The sequence below is a fragment of the Xanthomonas sp. NCPPB 1132 genome, assembly GCF_056629235.1.
Window position 1 is genome coordinate 357937 of sequence record NZ_CM152819.1, and the last position, 16532, is coordinate 374468.

The window sequence follows — 16532 nt, forward strand, 5'->3', positions numbered from 1 at the left end:
GGCGCGGCCGGCCGCTGCAGGCGCCGGCGCGCGCCGGTTCAGGCCGGGCGCAGGTGCAAGGTGGCGCACAGGCCGTGTGGGGCGATCGGCTGCAGCAGCAACGCGCCGCGATGCTGGCGCGCGACGCGCTCGACGATCGCCAGGCCCAGTCCGCTGCCGCCATGGCCGCCGTGCACGAACGGCTGCAACGCGCGCGCGCCCAGCGCCGGGTCCAGGCCGGGGCCGTGGTCGCGCACCTCGATGCGCCAGCCATCGCCGCCGTCGCTGTGCAGGCGCAGCTGGAACGGCGCGGCGCCGTGCCGCTCGGCGTTGCCGACGAGGTTGCCGAGCGCGCGCTGCAGCGCCAGCGGCCGTCCGTGCAGCGGCGCCTGCGCGGGCAGGACGGCCTCCCAGCCGGGTTGCGCCGCGCCCAGCGTCTGCCGGCAGAGGTCGGCCAGGTCCAGGGCCACGGCGGGTTCGTCGCGGCCGTCGCGGGCGTAGGCGATGAACTGCGCCAGGATCGCGTCGATCTCGCCGATGTCGCGCTCCATGCCCTCGCGCAGTTCCGGCTCCACCTGCGGCAGCAGCGCCAGCGCGTACTGCAGCCGGGTCAGCGGGGTGCGCAGGTCGTGGGAGATGCCGGCCAGCAGCAGCGCACGCTCGGCTGCGGCCTGGCGCACGTCGGCGCTGGCCGCGGTGAGCGCCTGCGCCAGCGCGGCGACTTCGCGCGGGCCGCCGGTGGCGATCGGTCCGGCCTGTTCGCCGCGCACCAGGTGCGGCGCGGCCTGCGCCAGTTGCCGCAGCGGCCGCACCATGCGCCGCGCGACCAGCGCAGCGGCGAGCCAGACCAGCAGCGTGCAGCCGGCCAGCATCGCCACGGAAAATCGCCGCAGGCCGTGCCCGCGCGGCTGGCTGGAGAACGCGATCCACAGCGGCGTGGGCGTGGCCAACTGCAGCCACAGGGTGCCGTCGGCGTCGCGCCGCAACGCGCGCCCGGGGCCGAGCTGGTCGGCCGCGCGGCGCTGCACGGCGTCGACCAGCGGGCCGGCGGCATTGGCCGTGGGCGGTGCGCTGCGCAGTTGCAGCCCGGCCTCGCGCAACGCCGGCGCCAGCGCCGCGGCGGCCGGCGAGCGCTGCAGCGCCTCGGCGACATTGGCCAAGCCGTGCAGCACGCGCAGTTGCTGCTGCGCTGCCGGCCGCAACGCCAGTTCGCGGCCGAGCAGCAGCGCCAGCAGGCCGGCGCCGGCCAGCACCAGCGCGATCACCAGCGCCAGTTGCCCGAACAGGCTGCGCGGCCAGCCGCTGGCGCGGAAGGCAGGCGCGCTCATGCCTGCGGCTCCGGCGGTACGTACACATAGCCCACGCCCCACACCGTCTGGATCAGCCGCGGCGTGCGCACGTCGTCTTCCAGCAGCTTGCGCAGCCGCGCCACGATCACGTCGATGCTGCGGCCCAGCGGCTCGTGTTCGCGGCCGTGCGCCAGGCTGGACAGGCGGTCGCGGCTCAGCGGCTGCTGTGGGTGCCGCAGCAGCACCGACAGCACCGCGAACTCGGCGGTGGTGAGCTTCAGCGGTTCGCCGTCGCGGCGCAGCTCGCGCCGTCCCAGGTGCAGGCGGAAGCGGCCGAAGCCGATCTCGCCGCCGTCCGGCTGCGGCGCGCCGGCGCCGCCCGGGCGGGTACGGCGCAGCACCGCGCGGATCCGCGCCAGCAGCTCGCGCGGGTTGACCGGCTTGGGCAGGTAGTCGTCGGCGCCGATCTCCAGGCCGACGATGCGGTCGATCTCGTCGCCCTTGGCGGTCAGCATCACGATCGGGGTGTGGTCGCCCTGGCCGCGCAGGCGTCGGCAGATCTCCAGGCCGTTCTCGCCGGGCAGCATCAGGTCCAGCACCACCAGATCATAGTGGCCGCGCGCCAGCGCCTGCTGCAGTTGCATGCCGTCGGCCACCGCCTTGACCGCGAAGCCCTGGCTTTCCAGGTAGCGGCACAGCAGGGCGCGCAGGCGGTCGTCGTCGTCGACCAGCAGCAGGCGGGGAGCGGGCGCGGCATCGTGCATGGACGCCACTATCGGCTGCGCCGCGGCCTGGCGGCAACGGCGATGGCGGCGCATCTGTAAGCGGATGTTTCCGCCGTGGCCTGCGGCAACATCCGCTGGCCGATCCGGCGCCCCGCGCGCCGGCGCCGTGACTACGGTGATGCCTGGCAGCACGCCGCTGCCGTCACCGGAGAACGCCATGTCGCTGTCCCCTCGCACCACCTCCTTGCTGCTGGCGCTGGCCGCCGGCGTCCTGGCCGTGCCCAGCGCCCAGGCACGCGAGCACACCCGCACGCGCAGCGCCGGCGGCGCCGATGGCGCCCGCCACGCGGCCGTGCAGGCCAGCGCCAGCGGCGCCCACGGCAGCGTGCAGCGCGCCCGCCAATGGCAGGCCGACGGCCAGGGCAACGCCAGCGCCAGCAGCGCCGCCACCCGCACGACGGCCGCCGGCGGCAGCGCCACGCGCCAGGGCAGTGCCGAGCGCAACGCCGACGGCAGCGCCAGCCGCCAGGGCAGCGCCAGCGTGCAAGGCGCCGACGGCGCCAGTGCCAGCAGCAGCGGCAGCCTGGCCCGCGCCGCCGACGGCACGCTCAGTGGCAACCGCCAGAGCAGCGTCGCGGGTACACAGGGCAGCTACCAGGGCAGCACCAGCGTGCAGGACGGCAGTGTCGTCCACACCGGCACCTGCACCGACGCCAGCGGCGCGGTGGTGCCGTGCCGGCCCTAGGACAGGCGGCGGTGGTGGGGCCGTCCGGGGGCGCCAACGCCCGTGTTTGCGGCCGGCTTCACGACCCCGTCACGGCCGCGAACGGCCGTCGCGGCCGGGCCGGAATCGGCCGCCCGCGGCAAACCGTTGCCAGGCTTAGGTTTTCGTAATTCCACCCATATTTAGCGTTGACGTGGCCGACCGACCCCACTATCTTGGGGTGGTCGGTTCCGGCGGCCACAAGCCGCGGGATCAAAAGGGAAGCCGGTGCGGCGTGCCAACGCCAACTCCGGCGCTGCCCCGCAGCGGTAATTGGGAACGAACCCGTCATCCGCACTGAGGCGCCCGCCTTGGGAAGCGACGGGCTAGGAACCGGCCACGGCCGTTGCCCATCAGCCCGAAGACCTGCCGACAGCCGCGCGAAGCACACCGCGCGGCGCCGACCGCGCGCTCTCCGGGGGGAGAGGGTCGGTGCAGCGATGACCGCCCGCAGGCCCGGTGCCTGCGCCGTTTGCAGTCTTCGCGACACCGCCCGCCACCTGCGAACCCGGTCGGACCGCTGCCTGCGAGGGTCGGGCGGCCGCGTGCACCACGCTTGGAGACCTTCATGAGCCAGACCCACAGCCTGCCGGCCACCGCGTCCGTCGACGCCGCCGTCGACCCCACGACCGCTGCCGCCACTGCCCAGCCGGAGCCGACGGCCAGCAGCGAGCCGAGCAACGACCAGCGCGCCGTGACCTGGATCGTCAAGGACGGCGGCAACCGCCGCATGGCCTTCGACCGCTCGCGCCTGCAGCGCACCCTGGACCGGATCCACGCCGAGTTCCCGCAGCTGGACGTGAGCGACTACGAGCGCAAGGCCTTCGCCTTCATCGAGAAGAAGGAAAGCCTGTCGGCCGACGACATGGTCGACTACCTGATCCGCGAGGCCGAGTCGCGCGTGGACATCGCCACGCCGGAGTGGGAGTACTTCGCCGCGCGCCTGTACCTGGACCGCCTGTACAAGCGCGCCAGCAAGAACCGTTTCTACGATGCCGGCGAGAAGTACGGCTCCTACGTCGGCCTGCAGGAAAGCCTGGCCGACCGTGGCGTGTACTCGATCGACATCCTCAAGAACTACTCCAAGGACGAGCTGGCCGAAGCCGGCCGCATGATCGATCCGGAGCGCGACAAGCTGTTCGCCTACAACGGCCTGTACCTGCTGGCCACGCGCTACCTGGCCACCGACAACTCGCGCAAGGTGTACGAACTGCCGCAGGAGCGCTGGCTGACCATCGCCCTGTACCTGATGCAGGACGAGAAGCCGCGCGAGCGCCGCATGCAGTTGGTCGGCGAGGCCTACTGGGCGCTGTCCAACCTGTACATGACCGTGGCCACGCCGACCCTGGCCAACGCCGGCAAGATCGGCGGGCAGTTGTCGAGCTGCTTCATCGACACCGTCGACGACAGCCTGCAGGGCATCTACGACTCCAACACCGACGTGGCGCGCGTGTCCAAGCACGGCGGCGGCGTCGGCGCCTACCTGGGCTACGTGCGTTCGTCCGGCTCGGCGATCCGCGGGGTGAAGAACTCCAGCGGCGGCGTGGTGCCGTGGATCAAGCAGCTCAACAACACCGCCGTGTCGGTGGACCAGCTCGGCCAGCGCAAGGGCGCCATCGCCGTGTACCTGGACATCTGGCACCGCGACATCGAGGCGTTCCTGGACCTGCGCCTGAACAACGGCGACCAGCGCCTGCGCGCGCACGACGTGTTCACCGCGGTGTGCGTGCCGGACATCTTCATGGAAGCGGTGGAGCGCCGCGGCGAGTGGTACCTGTTCGACCCGCACGAGGTGAAGGAGGTCAAGGGCTGGTACCTGCAGGACTTCTTCGACGAGAAGCGCGGCGAAGGCAGCTTCCGCGCCCGCTACGAGGAAGTGGTGGCCGACGAGCGCATCGGCCGCAAGGTGGTCAAGGCCATCGACATGTTCAAGCGGATCATGGTCAGCCAGCTGGAGACCGGCAACCCGTTCATGTTCTATCGCGACGAAGTCAATCGCATGAACCCGAACAAGCACCAGGGCATGGTGTATTCCAGCAACCTGTGCACCGAGATCCTGCAGAACATGAGCCCGACGCGGGTCATCCAGGAGATGATCAGCGGCGACCAGATCGTCACCACCAAGCAGGCCGGCGACTTCGTCGTGTGCAACCTGTCCTCGGTGAACCTGGGCCGCGCGGTCACCGCGCAGCCGGACCTGCTGTCGCCGGACATCCTGGAGCGGCTGATCCGCGTCCAGGTGCGCATGCTCGACAACGTCATCGACCTCAACGAGCTGCCGGTGCCGCAGGCCACCATCACCAACCAGAAGTACCGCGCGATCGGCCTGGGCACCTTCGGCTGGCACCACCTGCTGGCGCAGAAGGGCATCGACTGGAATTCGCCGGACGCCGAGGCCTACAGCGATTCGCTGTACGAGCGCATCAACTACCTGACCATCCAGGCGAGCCTGGCGCTGGCCAAGGAGAAGGGCGCGTACAAGGTGTTCAAGGGCAGCGACTGGCAGAACGGCGAGTACTTCACCAAGCGCGGCTACGACAGCGCCGAGTGGCAGGAACTGGCCGCGCAGGTGAGCGTGCACGGCGTGCGCAACGCCTGGATGGTGGCGGTGGCGCCGAACATGAGCACCGCGCAGATCGCCGGCTCCACCGCGTCGATCGACCCGATCTACAGCGCGTTCTACTACGAAGAGAAGAAGGACTTCCGCCGTCCGGTGGTGGCGCCGGGGCTGACCGTGGACACCTATCCGTACTACGAGAAGGGCGCCTACAAGGTCGACCAATTCGCCAGCGTGCGCCAGAACGCGCGCCGCCAGCGTCACGTCGACCAGTCGATCAGCTTCAACTTCTACGTGCCCAGCGGCATCCGCGCCAGCACCCTGCTGGACCTGCACATGACCGCGTGGAAGGAAGGCCTGAAGACCACGTACTACGTGCGTTCCAACGACATCGACATCAGCGAGTGCGAGTGGTGCTCGAGCTGATCGCCGGCGTCTGACGCCCGCGCCGCGCGGCAGGCCTGTCCTGCCGCGCGCGTTCCGTATTCCCGCGCCGACCGCCGGCGCCGTTCACCGACTACCAAAGCACATCCATGGCCATCGCGCTCGACCGCATCAAGATCCTCGAACCGCTGCACCCCAACCGTTCCACCGGCATCATCAACGGCACCACCAGCGGCATCCTCAACTGGAACGACATCCCGTACCCGTCCTTCTACCGGGCGTACAAGGAGCTGTCGACCAACTTCTGGATCCCCGACGAAGTGGACATGAAGGGCGATGCCAAGCAGTACGGGGAGCTGTCGGCGCGCGAGAAGAACGCCTACGACTCGATCATCGGCCTGCTGGCCACGCTGGATTCGCCGCAGACGCGCTTCATCTACAACGTCGCCGAATACATCACCGACCCGGCCGCGCACGCCAATGCCGCGATCATCGGCCAGCAGGAAGTGATCCACAACGAGAGCTACTCGTACGTGCTGGCCTCGATCGCCGGCCTGGCCGACCAGAACCGCGTGTTCGAGATCGCGCGCACGCATCCGACCATCATCGCGCGCAACCAGCCGATCATGCAGGCCTACGACGACTTCATGCGCGAGAAGACCGCAGAGACCCTGCTGCGCTCGCTGATCCAGTCCTCGATCCTGGAAGGCATCAACTTCTATTCCGGCTTCGCGTATTTCTACAACCTGGTCCGGCAGAACCGCATGACCGGTACCGGCAAGATCATCAGCTTCATCAACCGCGACGAGCTGGCCCACACCAAGTTCATCAGCGAGCTGATCCGCGCCATCATCGGCGAGAACGCCGAACTGCAGACCAACGAGCTGACCGACTACGTGCACCAGGCCTTCGAGCATGCGATCCGCCTGGAGACCGAGTGGTCCTCGGAAGTGCTCGACGGCATCGAGGGCATCGACGTGGACGAGATGATCCAGTACGTGAAGTACCGCGCCAACAAGATGTCCGGCATGCTCGGCATCGAGAAGCTGTACAGCGGCGCCAGCGACAACGTGATGCCGTGGATCAAGGCCTACGCCGACAACTTCACCGAGACCAAGACCGACTTCTTCGAGATGCGCAACGCCAGCTACAAGAAGACCAACTCGGACAACGGCTTCGACGATCTTTGAAGAGCCGGGATTGGGGATTCGGCATTCGGGATTCGCAACAGCAAGGTCGAATCCCGCTTTTACGAATCCCCAATCCCGAATCCCGAATCCCCGCCCCATGCATATCCTGCTCGCCTACGCTTCGCTCAGCGGCAACACCCGCGACGTCGCCCGCCGCGTGCATGCGCAGTGCGAGGCGGCGGGGCACGCGGTGACCTGGATCCATACCGATCTGCAGACGTTGCAGGGCGCGCTCGGCGATGCCGCGCGCGCGGCGGACTTCGATCTGCATCTGCTCGGCAGTTGGAGCGACAACGCCGGGCGCACGCCGGCGGAGATGAAGCGCTATATCGCCGAGTTGATCGAGGCGACAGGCAAGACGATCGAAGTGGCGGCGTTCGGCACCGGCGAGACGCAGTGGGGGCTGGAGTACTACTGCGGTGCGGTCAAGCGCATCGCGCGGTTCTTCGACAGCGCCTATCCGCGGCTGGAGATCGAGCAGATGCCGCACGGCGACCGCGACAACGCGGCCATCGACGCCTGGTGCGCGCAGGTGCTGGCGTTGCGCGCGGCGCGAGCCCTGCAGCCGGATGCAGTGGATGCAGCGAATGCGGTGGCGGTGTCGCAGGACATGGTTGGCACGGCCGGAACCGATGCCGTCCAGGCCGCAGTGCCGTTGCCTGTCGGCAGCGGCTGATCCTTTTTCCTTTTTCCGCCCCGGGCGCCGACCATCGCCGCGCCGGGCGTCACGTTCCAGACGAGGTCCGTTCCATGCTTACCACCATCACCGTTTCCAGCGCCGAACAGTTCGTCGATGCGCTTGCCGCGCACCCGCGCGTGCTGGCCGATTTCAACAAGGACAACTGCCCGGGCTGCCGCATGCTCGACAAGTCGCTGGAGCGTTTCGCCGAGAGCGACACGGCGCAGGGCGTGACCCTGCTCAAGGTGAAGATGGAAGACGTGGGCGAGGAGTTCTTCCGCGCGCAGGGCCTGCGGCAGACGCCGACGCTGATGCTGTTCCGCCAGGGCGAGGAAGTGGCGCGGGTGCCCGGCTTCGTGCCGCCGGCGAAGATCGACGAAGCGGTGCGCACGCATCTGGGCTGAGCGCGCCGCGTTCCTCGCACCTCGTATCTCGTAGGAGCGGCTTCAGCCGCGACGGGCTTTCCCATAACGTCTGTCGCGGCTGAAGCCGCTCCTACGGTTCTTCTTGTCCGACACGAAAGCTTGGAAGCGAACAGCAAAGGCTTTCGCCCTTGCGGGCGAGTCACTTTTCTTTGCTCGCGCAAAGAAAAGGTAACCAAAAGAAAGCGCGCCCTGCCTACGCGCCCTCCGCGCTGCGCGCTCCGGGTCCGCGTCCATCACGGGGATCCGCGGAAGGGGCATCCTGCCCCTGCCGCGGACGGCGCACATCCATGTGCGCCGCCCTTCGGGTGTTTCCCCGCGATGGCCGCCGCTACGGAAGGGAACCCGGTAAGTCAAAAGCCGAAGCAACAGCAACAGCCCAAGCAACAGTAACGGCAACAGCAACGGCCGAAGCGGCTGCCGCTGCAGCGCCCGCCCGCATCATTGCAGCGTTCGTAAGCGAATGCGCTGCGCGTGGCGGCCCACGTTGCTTATCGATCATGTTGAACGCGCAAAACGATGCTGGTTTTCGAAGAAGCTGCAGGCGCAGTTGTGCGTGGCGTAGAGGTGGCTGTGCCGGCATGCGCCCAGGTCAGGCGCATCGCCATTACAGTGGCGTATGTATGCGCTGTATCCGCAATAGTTTCTGCTTTTGCTATTGATGGTGCATTGGCTTTTGACTTACTGGGTTCCCTTCCGCAGCGGCGGATGGACCGGGGAAACACCCGAAGGGCGGCGCACATGGATGTGCGCCGTTTGCGGCAGGGGCAGGATGCCCCTTCCGCGAATCCCCGGTGCATCCGCGGACCCGGAGCGCGCAGCGCGGAGGGCGCAAGGCAGGGCGCGCTTTCTTTTGGTTACCTTTTCTTTGCGCGAGCAAAGAAGCGCTTCTCAGCAGCCGAAGGCTGATCAAAGTAACTCGCCCGAAAGGGCGAAAGCCTTTGCTCTCGTCTATCGGTGAAAGCTCGCGGCTAAAGCCGGTCCTACATTCCTGCCAAGGGAGCGCAGCCATGCACTGCCACCCCTACCCACGCCTGCCCGCCGCATGCCCCTGCGCCAACTGCCACAGATGGCGCACGATCGGCATCGCTTGTGCGGTGGCCGGCAGCGCGGCCAGGGCCAGCCGCGCCATCGGCACGCGGCCGTCGATGTCCAGGTAGCGCACGCCGGGCAACTGCACCTGCGCAGTCGAGGCGGGGACCACCGACACGCCCAGTTCCGCGGCCACCAGGTTGACGATGGAGGACATCTGCGGCGCTTCCTGTTCGATCTTCAGCTCGAAGCCGGCCTGGCGGCAGGCGTCGAGGATCTCGTCGTACAGGCTGGTGCCGAAGCTGCGCGGGAACAGGATGAAGGGTTCGCCGGCCAGCGCCGACAGCGGGGCGCGGCGGCGCTTGGCCAGGCGGTGCGCCGCCGGTACCGCGATCTTCATCGGTTCGTCGGGCAGCTTGAGCAACTGCAGTTCCGAGGGCGTGGCCACGCTGTAGCGGATGAAGGCCGCATCCAGCCGTCCCTGTAGCAGCGCAGCGAGCAGGCCGGCGGTGTTGGTCTCTTCCAGCGCCAGCGTCACCGCCGGCCAGCCGCGGCGGAAGCCGCGCACCAGGGTCGGCACGATCGGGTTGAACGCGGCCGAGGCGGTGAAGCCGAGCCGCAGCACGCCGCTTTCGCCGCGTGCGGCGCGGCGTGCGGCATCGCCGGCGCGTTCCAGGTCGGCGAGCACGCGCCGGGCTTCGGTGCGGAAGGCGCGGCCGGCATCGGTGAGCTCGGCGCCGCGCGGTGTGCGCACGAACAGCGGCGTGCCCAGTTCCTCCTCCAGTGCGCGGATCTGCTGGCTCAGCGGCGGTTGCTGGATGCCCAGTTGCGCCGCGGCGCGGGTGAAGTGCCCGGCCTCGGCCACGGCCAGGAAATAGCGCAGGTGGCGCAGTTCCATGTCATATCCAACACATATGGAGAACGGGCCGATCATATATTGGACGCCGGGGTCGGTCAGGCGAATACTGGCCTTCCGTTTCCCGCCGCGACCCATCCCGTGAACGCCTCCAGCCAATGCCCGCCGGCGCACGCCGTGGACGATGCGCCGCTGCTGCGCATCCGCCTGGCGCTGTTCCTGGCCGGCTTCGCCACCTTCTCGCTGCTGTACAGCGTGCAGCCGCTGCTGCCCGAATTCGCCCGCGAGTTCGGGCTCAGCGCGGCGGCCAGCTCATTGCCGCTGTCGCTGGCCACCGGCGGCCTGGCGATCGCGATCTTCTGCGCTGGCGCGGTGTCGGAGACGCTGGGCCGGCGCGGGCTGATGTTCGTGTCGATCGCGTTGGCGGCGCTGCTCAACCTGCTCGCGGCCTACCTGCCACACTGGGGCGCGCTGGTGGCGGTGCGCGCGCTGTCCGGCATCGCCCTGGGCGGCGTCCCGGCGGTGGCGATGGTGTACCTGGCCGAGGAACTGCCGGCGAGCCGGCTTGGCGCGGCCACCGGGCTGTACGTGGCCGGCAATGCCTTCGGCGGCATGGTCGGCCGGATCGGCATGAGCGTGCTCACCGATCACTTCGACTGGCGCACCGCGCTGGCCACGCTGAGCACGGTGGACCTGCTGGCCGCGATCGGCTTCGTGTGGCTGCTGCCGCCGTCGCGGCATTTCGTGCGCCGCCAGGGCGTGAACCTGCGCTTCCACCTGCGCGCCTGGGGCGGGCATCTGCGCGATCGCCATCTGCCGTGGCTGTTCGCGATCCCGTTCCTGGCGATGGGCGTGTTCGTCAGCGTCTACAACTACGCCGGCTTCCGCCTGGGCGGACCGGAGTTCGGGCTGAGCCAGAGCCAGCTCGGCCTGATCTTCAGTGCCTACGTGTTCGGCATCGTGTCGTCCTCGGTCGCCGGCGCCGCCTCCGACCGGTTCGGCCGCGGCCCGGTGGTGCTGGCCGGCATCGCCACCGCGGCGCTGGGCGTGGCGATGACCCTGGCGCATGCGCTGGTGCCGGTCATCGCCGGCATCGTGCTGCTGACCATCGGCTTCTTCGTCGCGCACTCGGCGGCCAGCGCCTGGGTCGGGCGCCTGGGCGGGGAGTTCAAGGGCCATGCCGCCTCGCTGTACCTGCTGGCCTATTACGCCGGCGCCAGCGTGATCGGCTCGCTCAGCGGCGCGGCCTGGCAGCACGGAGGCTGGAACGCGCTGGTCGCGTGCTGCCTGGTGTTGCTGGGCATCGGCCTGGTCGCCGCGCAGGTGCTGCGCCGCGGTGCCGACGACAGCCGCCCCTATGGCCGCTTCGGGCCGCATCCGCCGCGCGGCGAGTGAGCCGCGCGCCCTCAGCCAACGGGAGTTCCGCGATGCAGATCGACCATCTCGACCATCTGGTCCTCACCGTCGCCGACATCGACGCCAGCTGCGCGTTCTATGCGCAGGTGCTGGGTATGCGCGTGGTGACCTTCGGCGAAGGCCGCAAGGCGCTGGCGTTCGGCGCGCAGAAGATCAACCTGCATCGGCATGGCCACGAGTTCGAGCCGAAGGCGCGGGCGCCCACGCCAGGTTCGGCCGACCTGTGCTTTCTCACCGCCACGCCGCTGGCGCAGGTGGCGGAGGAACTGCAGGCCGCGGCCGTGCCGATCGAGGAGGGGCCGGTCCAACGCACCGGCGCCCGCGGGCCGATCCTGTCGCTGTACATCCGCGATCCCGACGGCAACCTGATCGAGGTCGCCAACCCGGTGTGATGGGAGCCGCGTTGGCATTGGACGTGTGCTGTTCGCGCGCTGCCTAACCCGCGCTTGCCGCCGTCTCGCCGCTCCGCCGGGTGCCATCCCTCATGTGCGGGCAATGCCAGGCCCTTGTGCTACCGGCCCGCACGCACTACATACAGCGGGACGGCCGCCTCCGTTGCGCGCGCTTTCATACCGACCGGAGCCGCCTGATGTCGCAGTTGCTGCAGGATCACCCCGCGTCCGCACAGCCAGCGGCGTCCGCGCTGGAGGCGTTCGTCGAGCGCCACCGGCGCCTGTTCGTGCTGACCGGCGCCGGCTGCAGCACCGACTCGGGCATTCCCGACTACCGCGATGCCGCCGGCGACTGGAAGCGTGCGCAGCCGGTGACCTACCAAGCCTTCATGGGCGAGCTGGCGACGCGGCAGCGCTACTGGGCGCGCAGCCTGCTCGGCTGGCCGCGCTTCGGCCATGCGCGGCCCAATGCCACCCACGCCGCGCTGGCGCAGCTGGAAGCGCGCGGCCAGGTCGAACTGCTGCTGACCCAGAACGTGGACGGCCTGCACCAGGCCGCCGGTAGCCGTGCCACCATCGACCTGCACGGGCGCCTGGACGTGGTGCGCTGCATGGGTTGCGAGCGGCGCATGCCGCGCGAGGCGTTCCAGCAGCACCTGCTGCAGCACAACCCGCAGTGGGCAACGCTGCAGGCCGCGCCGGCGCCGGACGGCGATGCCGACCTGGAGGGCGAGGATTTCGCCAGCTTCGTCGTGCCGCCCTGCGCGCACTGCGGCGGCGTGCTGAAGCCGGATGTGGTGTTCTTCGGCGAGAACGTGCCGCGCGAGCGCGTGGCCAGTGCCTTCGCGCATCTGCAGCGCGCCGACGCGGTACTAGTGGTGGGCTCGTCGCTGATGGTCTATTCCGGCTTCCGCTTCGTGCAGGCCGCGGCCAAGGCCGGCCTGCCGATCGCCGCGGTCAACCTGGGCCGCACCCGCGGCGACGATCTGCTGAGCCTGAAAGTGGAGCAATCGTGCGCGCAGGCGCTGGCCTTCCTGCTGCCGGCAGCGGCGCGCGTTCCGAATCCCGGCACGAACTGATCCACCGGCAGTGGTTGATCGCGCTGTACGGCAGGAGTGCAATGGCCGCTTACCGCGCCGCGCTCGGCGTTTCCATGGATCCGCATCGTGAGCCAGTTGTTCTCGCCCCTGGCACTGGGGCCGCTGTCGTTGTCCAACCGCATCGTGATCGCACCGATGTGCCAGTACTCGGCCGAGGACGGCCGCGCCAGCGACTGGCATGTGCAGCATCTGGGCCAACTGGCGCAGTCCGGCGCCGGCCTGCTGATCCTGGAGGCGACGGCGGTGGAGCCGCGTGGACGCATCAGCTATGCCGACCTGGGTCTGTGGGACGATGCCACCGAAGCGGCGCTGGACACGGTGTTGCGCGCAGTGCGGCGCTGGTCGCCGATGCCGTTGGGCATCCAGCTCGCGCATGCCGGGCGCAAGGCGTCCACGCGCAAGCCCTGGGACGGCGGCGGCGCGATCGCGCCTGACCAGCCGAATGGCTGGCAGACCGTGGCGCCGTCGGCGCAGGCGTTCGACCAGGATGGCGTGCCGCCGCAGGCGCTGGACCTGGCCGGCATCGACGCCATCGTCGAGGCGTTCGTGGCGTCGGCGCGGCGCGCCGAGCGCCTCGGCTTCGAGCTGATCGAACTGCATGCCGCACACGGCTACCTGCTGCACCAGTTCCTGTCGCCGCTGAGCAATCAGCGCGCCGATGCCTATGGCGGCAGCCTCGAGAACCGCATGCGCCTGTTGCTGAGCGTGCATGCGGCGGTGCGCGCCGCGGTGGCGCCGAGCATCGCAGTGGGCGTGCGCATCTCCGCGACCGATTGGGTCGACGGCGGCTGGGACCTGGTGCAGAGCGAAGCGCTGGCGCAGGCATTGCAGGCGCAGGGCTGCGATTACCTGCACGTGTCCAGTGGTGGCTTGGACCGGCGCCAGCGCATTCCGGTGGCGCCCGGCTACCAGGTGCCGCTGGCCGAGGCGCTGCACCGCGCGCTGCGCATGCCGGTGATCGCGGTGGGCCTGATCACCGAGCCGCAGCAGGCCGAGGCCATCCTCGCCGAGGACCGTGCCGACGCCATCGCGCTGGCCCGCGGCATCCTCTACGATCCGCGCTGGCCCTGGCACGCGGCCGCCGCGCTGGGCGCGCGGTTGCGGCCGTCGCCGCAATACCTGCGCTGCGAGCCGCACGCGGCGCGCGGCGTGTTCGACGCCTGACCGACGCGCCGCACGGTTGGCGGCCTCCACTTCGATTTCTTCAGGGAGCATGCAATGACGACGATTGGATTTCTCGGCCTGGGCACGATGGGCCAGCCGATCGCGCTCAACCTGCTGCGTGCCGGCCATGCGTTGACGGTCTGGAACCGCAGCCCCGCGGCGGCGCAGCCCCTGCTCGAGGCCGGCGCGCAACTGGCCGCGCAACCGGCCGACGCGGTGCGCGGGCCGGTGCTGTTCTCGATGCTGGCCGACGACACCGCGGTGCGCGAGACCCTGCTCGATCGTGGCGCGCTGGACGCGCTCACTGCCGGTAGCGTGCACGTCAACATGGCCACCATCTCGGTGGCATTGGCGCGCGAACTGCACGCGCTGCATGCCGAGCGCGGCGTCGCCTACCTGGCGATGCCGGTGCTGGGGCGGGTGGAGGTGGCCGCGGCCGGCCAGCTCAACCTGCTGGCCGCCGGCGATGCCGCGGCGCTGGCGCGGGTGCAGCCGTTGCTCGATGTCATCGGACGCAAGACCTGGTATTTCGGCGCCGCGCCGGAACAGGCCAACGCGGTCAAGCTCGCCGCCAATCTGTGCCTGGCCAGCGCCATCGGCACCATGGCCGAGGCGTCGGCGCTGGTGCGCGGGCACGGCGTGGAAGCGGCCGATTTCCTCGACATGCTCACCAGTACCGTGTTCGCCGCACCGGCCTACCAGACCTATGGTGGCATGATCGCCGAACAGCGCTACAGCCCGGCTGGCTTCAAGGCCACGCTGGGCCTGAAGGACGTGCGCCTGGCGCTGAACGCCGGCGAGACCCGGCACGTGCCGATGCCGCTGGCGGGGGTGCTGCGCGATGCCTTCATCGAAGCGATCGCGCACGGCGACGGCGAGCTGGACTGGGCGGCGCTGGCCAAGGTCGCCGCGCGCCGCGCCGGCCAGGCCTGAGCGACGCGGGACGATCTTCAGCGGACCTTGGCGGCGCATGCGGCACACTGCGTGCCCGCTTGAGCCTGGCGCGCGCTTGCCGCTAAGGTGCGGCGATTTGTTGGCGCATCACAGGAGGATGCCATGAGCCCGAATTCGTCCGATCCCGGCGACAGAGCGCCGATCCAGCCGCCGCGCGCGGTCGTGCGCGAGGCCGTGCCCGGGCCCGATCATCCGGACCATCCGGACCACCTGTTGTACGCGCAGATCCGCGAGGGCGTGCACGCGCTGGACGCGGCCTGCGGCCGCGTGCCGGATGCGATCAGCGAGCGCATGGTGGCGCGGCTGCTGCCGCTGGCCAAAGAATACGGCTTCGACCAGGTCGACCACGTGGTGCTCAGCCGCGAGATCGGCGAGGTGGAGGATGGCGAGAACGTGTTTCTGGTGCGCGGCGACCTGGACGATCCGGCGCACCTGCGCGCGCACATCACCACCCACGAAGCGGTCGGCATGTCGGTGGAGGATTCGCTGGCGCGCCTGGAAAAGGTCAACCGCCGTTTGGCGCTGCGCTTGCGTCCGGAGTGAGTGCAGGCGAGTGAACAACGTCCCAGGCGAGGCGTCAGCTGCGACCCTGTTTCCTGGTAAGGAAGGCTGAGCCCCTCTGCCTCCGGGAGAGGGGTTGGGGTGAGGGTACGGGTCCCCTATCATCCGCAAATGCGCCACGACTACATCCTGACCCTGTCCTGCCCGGACCGTACCGGCATCGTCTTCCGCGTCAGCGGCCTGCTGTTCGAGCACGGCTGCAACATCCTCGATGCGCAGCAGTTCGGCGACGAGGAAAGCGGCCGCTTCTTCCTGCGCGTGCACTTCGATGTGCCCGCCGACGGCGTCGTCGCCGCAGTGAAGCTGCAATTGGAGCCGCTGGCCGCCGACTACGCGATGGACTGGCAACTGCACGACGCGCGCCGCCGTGCGCGCCTGCTGGTGCTGGTCAGCAAGCAGGGCCACTGCCTCAACGACCTGCTGTTCCGCGCGCACAGCCGGCAGTTGCGGGTGGATATCGCCGCGGTGGCCTCCAACCACCCCGATTTCGCCGCGCTCGCCGGCTCCTACGGCGTGCCGTTCCATCACCTGCCGGTGAGCGCCGCCAATCGCGACGAACAGGAAGCGCAGTTGCTGGCGCTGGTCGAACGCGAACGCATCGACCTGGTGGTGCTGGCCCGCTACATGCAGATCCTGTCGCCGACCCTCTGCGCGGCCCTGGCCGGGCGCGCGATCAACATCCACCACAGCTTTTTGCCCAGCTTCAAGGGCGCGCAGCCGTATCACCAGGCGCACGCGCGCGGGGTCAAGATCATCGGCGCCACCGCGCACTACGTCACCGGCGACCTGGACGAAGGCCCGATCATCGAGCAGGACGTGGCCCGCGTGGACCACGCCATGACCCCGCGCGAACTGGTGCGCCTGGGCAGCGACACCGAGTCGCAGGTGCTGGCCCGCGCCGTGCGCCGCCACGTCGAACATCGCATCCTGCTCAACGGGCATCGCACGGTCGTGTTTCGGTGAGGCGGGGAGTGGGGATTCGGGAATCGGGAACAGCAACAGCAACAGCAACAGCAACAGCGGCTAAGCACACGATTGCCCTAATCCATGGTCGCGGCGCCGACCGTCT

15 protein-coding genes and 1 riboswitch are annotated in these 16532 nt (G+C 69.6%); of the genes, 12 read left to right on the forward strand and 3 right to left on the reverse strand.

All coding sequences use genetic code 11. The features are described 5' to 3' along the window. Nucleotides 1–38 precede the first annotated feature (38 nt). Both AC1G9L_RS01525 and ompR read right to left on the reverse strand, forming a co-directional pair. Entirely contained in the window at nucleotides 39–1307 is a 1269-nt protein-coding gene (locus AC1G9L_RS01525) for an ATP-binding protein (protein ID WP_481070105.1), read from the reverse strand. Beyond that, nucleotides 1304–2032 carry an osmolarity response regulator transcription factor OmpR gene (gene ompR, locus AC1G9L_RS01530; protein WP_481070106.1) on the reverse strand — a complete coding sequence of 243 codons (729 nt, stop codon included), beginning with the start codon at nucleotides 2030–2032 and terminating at the stop codon, nucleotides 1304–1306. Before ompR ends, AC1G9L_RS01525 begins: the two co-directional genes overlap by 4 nt. Nucleotides 2033–2210: 178 nt before the next feature. Between ompR and AC1G9L_RS01535 the strand changes: the two genes are divergently transcribed. From AC1G9L_RS01535 to AC1G9L_RS01555, 5 genes are all read left to right on the forward strand, one after another. Beyond that, on the forward strand, nucleotides 2211–2738 hold the full coding sequence (locus AC1G9L_RS01535) for a hypothetical protein (RefSeq protein ID WP_481070107.1): 528 nt from the start codon (nucleotides 2211–2213) through the stop codon (nucleotides 2736–2738). 187 nt (nucleotides 2739–2925) lie between these two features. Next, nucleotides 2926–3144: riboswitch (cobalamin riboswitch) on the forward strand. 180 nt (nucleotides 3145–3324) lie between these two features. Beyond that, a complete protein-coding gene (locus AC1G9L_RS01540) occupies nucleotides 3325–5739 on the forward strand; it encodes a ribonucleoside-diphosphate reductase subunit alpha (RefSeq protein ID WP_017908331.1) in 2415 nt (804 codons plus the stop codon). Nucleotides 5740–5846: 107 nt separating this feature from the next. Then, nucleotides 5847–6887 (forward strand): ribonucleotide-diphosphate reductase subunit beta, encoded by a 1041-nt coding sequence (locus AC1G9L_RS01545; protein ID WP_010340146.1) that lies wholly within the window; start codon nucleotides 5847–5849, stop codon nucleotides 6885–6887. 97 nt (nucleotides 6888–6984) lie between these two features. Continuing rightward, nucleotides 6985–7563: a flavodoxin gene (locus AC1G9L_RS01550; protein ID WP_019799883.1), complete on the forward strand. Its 579-nt coding sequence runs from the start codon at nucleotides 6985–6987 to the stop codon at nucleotides 7561–7563. A gap of 74 nt (nucleotides 7564–7637) precedes the next feature. Next, a complete protein-coding gene (locus AC1G9L_RS01555) occupies nucleotides 7638–7970 on the forward strand; it encodes a thioredoxin fold domain-containing protein (RefSeq protein WP_019799884.1) in 333 nt (110 codons plus the stop codon). A gap of 1042 nt (nucleotides 7971–9012) precedes the next feature. On the opposite strand, the gene AC1G9L_RS01560 is transcribed toward AC1G9L_RS01555, so the two are convergent. Further along, entirely contained in the window at nucleotides 9013–9918 is a 906-nt protein-coding gene (locus AC1G9L_RS01560) for a LysR family transcriptional regulator (protein WP_152236671.1), read from the reverse strand. Nucleotides 9919–10017: 99 nt separating this feature from the next. Here AC1G9L_RS01560 and AC1G9L_RS01565 point away from each other — a divergent pair, with 99 nt between their 5' ends. From AC1G9L_RS01565 to purU, 7 genes are all read left to right on the forward strand, one after another. Next, on the forward strand, nucleotides 10018–11271 hold the full coding sequence (locus AC1G9L_RS01565) for an MFS transporter (RefSeq protein ID WP_019802305.1): 1254 nt from the start codon (nucleotides 10018–10020) through the stop codon (nucleotides 11269–11271). A 32-nt stretch (nucleotides 11272–11303) separates the two neighbouring features. Continuing rightward, nucleotides 11304–11684, forward strand: coding sequence for a VOC family protein (locus AC1G9L_RS01570; RefSeq protein ID WP_019802306.1), 381 nt, complete (start codon nucleotides 11304–11306; stop codon nucleotides 11682–11684). Nucleotides 11685–11881: 197 nt separating this feature from the next. Further along, on the forward strand, nucleotides 11882–12763 hold the full coding sequence (locus tag AC1G9L_RS01575; RefSeq protein WP_019802307.1) for an NAD-dependent protein deacetylase: 882 nt from the start codon (nucleotides 11882–11884) through the stop codon (nucleotides 12761–12763). Nucleotides 12764–12850: 87 nt separating this feature from the next. Then, nucleotides 12851–13948, forward strand: a complete 1098-nt coding sequence (locus AC1G9L_RS01580; RefSeq protein ID WP_481070110.1) for an NADH:flavin oxidoreductase/NADH oxidase — start codon at nucleotides 12851–12853, stop codon at nucleotides 13946–13948. A gap of 54 nt (nucleotides 13949–14002) precedes the next feature. Next, entirely contained in the window at nucleotides 14003–14881 is an 879-nt protein-coding gene (locus AC1G9L_RS01585; protein ID WP_481070112.1) for an NAD(P)-dependent oxidoreductase, read from the forward strand. A gap of 123 nt (nucleotides 14882–15004) precedes the next feature. Beyond that, nucleotides 15005–15445 (forward strand): XVIPCD domain-containing protein, encoded by a 441-nt coding sequence (locus tag AC1G9L_RS01590; protein WP_019799809.1) that lies wholly within the window; start codon nucleotides 15005–15007, stop codon nucleotides 15443–15445. Nucleotides 15446–15574: 129 nt separating this feature from the next. Next, the gene (gene purU / locus AC1G9L_RS01595; protein ID WP_019799808.1) at nucleotides 15575–16426 is read left to right on the forward strand and encodes a formyltetrahydrofolate deformylase; all 852 of its coding nucleotides are present in this window, start codon (nucleotides 15575–15577) and stop codon (nucleotides 16424–16426) included. The last annotated feature ends 106 nt before the right edge of the window (nucleotides 16427–16532 follow it).

Coding starts and splice junctions, on each gene's coding strand:
- AC1G9L_RS01525 (WP_481070105.1), bottom strand. CDS start 1,307: ATGAGCGCGCCTGCCTTCCGCGCCAGCGGCTGGCCGCGCAGCCTGTTC.
- ompR (WP_481070106.1), bottom strand. CDS start 2,032: ATGCACGATGCCGCGCCCGCTCCCCGCCTGCTGCTGGTCGACGACGAC.
- AC1G9L_RS01535 (WP_481070107.1), top strand. CDS start 2,211: ATGTCGCTGTCCCCTCGCACCACCTCCTTGCTGCTGGCGCTGGCCGCC.
- AC1G9L_RS01540 (WP_017908331.1), top strand. CDS start 3,325: ATGAGCCAGACCCACAGCCTGCCGGCCACCGCGTCCGTCGACGCCGCC.
- AC1G9L_RS01545 (WP_010340146.1), top strand. CDS start 5,847: ATGGCCATCGCGCTCGACCGCATCAAGATCCTCGAACCGCTGCACCCC.
- AC1G9L_RS01550 (WP_019799883.1), top strand. CDS start 6,985: ATGCATATCCTGCTCGCCTACGCTTCGCTCAGCGGCAACACCCGCGAC.
- AC1G9L_RS01555 (WP_019799884.1), top strand. CDS start 7,638: ATGCTTACCACCATCACCGTTTCCAGCGCCGAACAGTTCGTCGATGCG.
- AC1G9L_RS01560 (WP_152236671.1), bottom strand. CDS start 9,918: ATGGAACTGCGCCACCTGCGCTATTTCCTGGCCGTGGCCGAGGCCGGG.
- AC1G9L_RS01570 (WP_019802306.1), top strand. CDS start 11,304: ATGCAGATCGACCATCTCGACCATCTGGTCCTCACCGTCGCCGACATC.
- AC1G9L_RS01575 (WP_019802307.1), top strand. CDS start 11,882: ATGTCGCAGTTGCTGCAGGATCACCCCGCGTCCGCACAGCCAGCGGCG.
- AC1G9L_RS01585 (WP_481070112.1), top strand. CDS start 14,003: ATGACGACGATTGGATTTCTCGGCCTGGGCACGATGGGCCAGCCGATC.
- AC1G9L_RS01590 (WP_019799809.1), top strand. CDS start 15,005: ATGAGCCCGAATTCGTCCGATCCCGGCGACAGAGCGCCGATCCAGCCG.
- purU (WP_019799808.1), top strand. CDS start 15,575: ATGCGCCACGACTACATCCTGACCCTGTCCTGCCCGGACCGTACCGGC.